We start from the raw sequence: 3,072 nt of genomic DNA on the forward strand, positions 1-3,072 counted from the left end.
CGCGCGCGCGGCGTTGCAGAGCAGTCTGGCGCGCGGCGCCGGCGACTACCGCGCGCGCATCGCCGCGCGGCTGGTGCCGGCGGCCGGGCCGTGAAGGCCGCGGCGACGCTTCAGTCCGGTGCGACGCCGCCGCGCCACGAAAGCGAACCGCGTCGTCCGCGGCGCCGCCTCAGCCGAGTCGCGGATAGCGCTGCCACAGCGCGTCGAACTGTCCGCCGAAACAGCGCACGAGATAGGCGTCACGGCTGACGACGAGATTCTCGTCGTTGCTCAGGCTCGCGCTGCGCGTCCAGTTGAAGCTGCCGTTGGCCAGGAGCTGCGTGTCGAACAGCGCGAACTTGTGATGCATGTGCGCCGGCCCGCGGTCGAGACGGATCTCGATGCCGGCCCCGGCCAGCCGCGCGATGTCGCTGCCGGCGTCGAAGCGCTTGTCGTCGTCGCTGATGATGCGCACGCGTACGCCGCGCCGGTGCGCGTCGAGCACGGCGTCGGACAGGCGATCGTCGGCCAGGGTGAACACGCAGATGTCCAGTTGCTCGCGCGCCCCCGCGCAGAGCTCGCGCAGCTTGCGCAGGCAGGCGTCGCCGGGCGTGAAATACGCGCTGTGCGCGGCGGCGGCCGTCGTGGCCGACAGGTCCAGGGTCTTGACGACCTGTTCGAGCCAGCGCAGCAGCGGCAGCGCCTGGGCCGGCTGCGCCTGGATCTGTTCGCGCGCGATCGCGAACGCGGTGTTGCGCAGGCGGCGCAGCTGTTCGGGACTGACCTGTGCGCCGGTTTCGCGCAGCTCGAAACGCTCCTCGTCGTCGAGGCGGAAGTCCGCGGCGCTCGCGCGCAGCGTCCGGTCCAGCTGTTCGAAATCCATGTCCGCTCCCCGCGAGGCGTTGCGCGATTGTCGCCTCATCGCCGCGGCCGGCAAGCGGTTCGCGCCGGCCGGCGGCAATCCGCGAAGGCCATCGGCCGGTCGCCGGCGGCTTCGCGTCGGCACCTCAGGAGCGCCGGCTCGCGGTCCAGAAGCACGCCGTGCCGGCGATCGCCGTGAACCACGACGTCCACGGCACGCCGAGCACGCGCGCGGCGTTGCCGTCGAGCGCATAGAGCAGCACGGCCGACAGGATCAGGGTCGCGCCGAGGGCCAGCGGCACGATCTGCGCACGGCTCGCGCTCGCGTCGGCGTGCAGGTTGCGCAGGTCTTCGGAATGCACGCGCATCTCGATGCCGCCGCTGCTGGCCTTCTGCAGATAGTCGTGCAGCAGCTGCGGCATGTCGGGCGCGGCGGCCAGCCACTGCGGCACGCGCCGGCGCAGCGCCTTCCAGATCGCGGCCGGACCGTGGCGGTCGCGCCAGAGGCGTTCGAGCACGGGTTTGGCGACGGCCCAGATGTCGATCGTCGGATCGAGCTGGCGGCCGATGCCTTCGATGTTGAGCAGGGTCTTCTGTAGCAGGATCAGCTGCGGCTGTATCGTCAGTTCGTAGCGGCGCGCGGTCTGGAAGATCTTGACGAGCACCTCGGCCAGCGAGATCTCGCTGAGCGGCCGCGTGAAATACGGCTCACAGACCGCGCGCGTGGCCGCTTCGAGCTCGTCGATGCGCGTCGTCGACGGCATCCAGCCGGCCTGCACGTGCAGCTGGGCGATGCGCCGGTAGTCCTGGTTGAACAGGGCGATGAAATTCTCGGCCAGCCAGTACTGGTCGGCTTCCGGCAGCGATCCCATGATGCCGAAGTCGATCGCGATGAAGCGCGGCTCGGTCGGCCGCGTCGGATCGACCCAGATGTTGCCGGCATGGGCGTCGGCGTGGAAGAAGTTGTCGCGGAACACCTGCGTGTAGAACAGCTGCACGCCTTTCTGCGCGACCTTGACGCGGTCGATGCCGGCCGCGTCCAGCGCGGCGATGTCGTCGGCCGGAATGCCGCGCACGCGTTCGAGGGTCAGCACCGATTCGCGCGAATGGCTCCAATACACCTCGGGCACGTAGAGGTCGGGCGAATCGCGGAAATTGCGCCGCAACAGGCAGGCGTTGGCGCCTTCGCGCTGCAGGTCGAGTTCGTTGACGAGGGTGTGCTCGATCTCGGCGACGACCTCGCGCGGACGGATCTTGTCGGCGCTCGGATGGAAGCGTTCGGCCAGGCGCGCGAAGTCGTGCAGCAGGGCCACGTCGGCGGCGATGCGCTTGCCGACGCCGGGACGCAGCACCTTGACCACGACTTCGCGGCCGTCCTGGAGCCGGGCCGCGTGCACTTGCGCGATCGAGGCGGACGCCAGCGGGGTCTCGTCGAACGCGGCATACAGCTCGGCGACCTGCGCGCCGAGCGCGAGCTCGACCTGCGCGCGGGCCAGGCTGCCCGGAAACGGCGGCACCTGATCCTGCAGCAGGGTCAGCTCGTCGGCGATGTCCGGCGGCAGCAGGTCGCGCCGCGTCGACAGGATCTGGCCGAACTTCACGAAGATCGGTCCGAGCTCGGCCAGCGCCATGCGCAGGCGCGCGCCGCGGCTGAGGTTGGCGATGTCGGCCGGGGGCCGGCCGAACACGCCGCGCACCCATTTGAGCGGCCGGAACAGGTGCACGGCCTCGACGAATTCGTCGAGGCGGTAGCGCAGCAGCACGCGGGCTATGCCGATCAGGCGCGGCACGCTCGTCAGCGGCGTCATGCGCGCCGGCCTGCCGTCGCTAGCCGCGCGATGCGCGCCTGCAGGCGCTCGCTGCGTTCGCGCAGCGCGTCGACGTCGTCGAGGAATTCGTCCATCTCGCCGCCCGCGACGAGATCGCGGCTTTCCTCGCGCAGGTAGTCGGCGCCGTCGCGCAGCAGCGCCTGGCCGCGGTCGCGCGCGTAGCCGAGCGCGGTGCCGAAGGCCTGCGCGATCTTCACGCCGATTACGTCGCCGAACACGCGCGAGAAGGCTTCCTCGAAATCCGGCCGGTAGCGGCTCGCGAGCTTTTCGAGCCGGCGTGCGAGCTCGGCGTCGCCGGCGATCTCGATCCTGCCGGGCGCCAGCGCCGCGTCGTCGCCGCGGCGCAGGGCCAGCGCGAGCAGGCTGCCCGGCGTCGCCGCGACGCGCAGCGCGCTGTCGCCGG

3 protein-coding genes are annotated in these 3,072 nt (G+C 71.2%); all 3 read right to left on the reverse strand.

Annotated elements, in window-relative coordinates; genetic code table 11:
• Window positions 1–169: 169 nt before the first annotated feature.
• On the reverse strand, window positions 170–862 hold the full coding sequence (locus tag NON22_RS22440; protein WP_257389219.1) for a phospholipase D-like domain-containing protein: 693 nt from the start codon (window positions 860–862) through the stop codon (window positions 170–172).
• A gap of 124 nt (window positions 863–986) precedes the next feature.
• Window positions 987–2,648: a ubiquinone biosynthesis regulatory protein kinase UbiB gene (gene ubiB, locus NON22_RS22445; RefSeq protein WP_257389220.1), complete on the reverse strand. Its 1,662-nt coding sequence runs from the start codon at window positions 2,646–2,648 to the stop codon at window positions 987–989.
• The coding region (locus NON22_RS22450) for a ubiquinone biosynthesis accessory factor UbiJ (protein WP_425508019.1) at window positions 2,645–3,072 on the reverse strand (428 nt) is incomplete at its 5' end. The genes ubiB and NON22_RS22450, both read right to left, overlap by 4 nt.

Origin of the sequence: Tahibacter caeni, assembly GCF_024609805.1 — a bacterium.
Taxonomy (GTDB): Bacteria; Pseudomonadota; Gammaproteobacteria; order Xanthomonadales; family Rhodanobacteraceae; genus Tahibacter; species Tahibacter caeni.

Coding starts and splice junctions, on each gene's coding strand:
- NON22_RS22440 (WP_257389219.1), bottom strand. CDS start 862: ATGGATTTCGAACAGCTGGACCGGACGCTGCGCGCGAGCGCCGCGGAC.
- ubiB (WP_257389220.1), bottom strand. CDS start 2,648: ATGACGCCGCTGACGAGCGTGCCGCGCCTGATCGGCATAGCCCGCGTG.